The 236-nt window shown below is 67.8% G+C and carries 1 protein-coding gene; it reads left to right on the plus strand.

Going from position 1 to position 236, the window contains the following annotated elements; translation table 11 throughout:
• Nucleotides 1–236, plus strand: a 236-nt coding sequence (locus tag ACU8YE_RS25740) for a hypothetical protein (protein WP_446930468.1), incomplete at both ends; no start/stop codon positions are given.

Raw genomic sequence — 236 nt, forward strand, 5'->3', positions numbered from 1 at the left:
GCACCCGTGACCACCAGCACCACCGCGATAACAGCCCCCGCCCAGCCGAGCACGTCGTTCCACAGCACCACGGCGATGACCGACAACGCAACGGCAACGCTACACAGGACGCGCCTGCGCAGGCGCGTCCTGTGTAGCGTTGCCGTTGCGTTGTCGGTCATCGCCGTGGTGCTGTGGAACGACGTGCTCGGCTGGGCGGGGGCTGTTATCGCGGTGGTGCTGGTGGTCACGGGTGC

It is taken from the genome of Ralstonia sp. VS2407 (assembly GCF_052950655.1).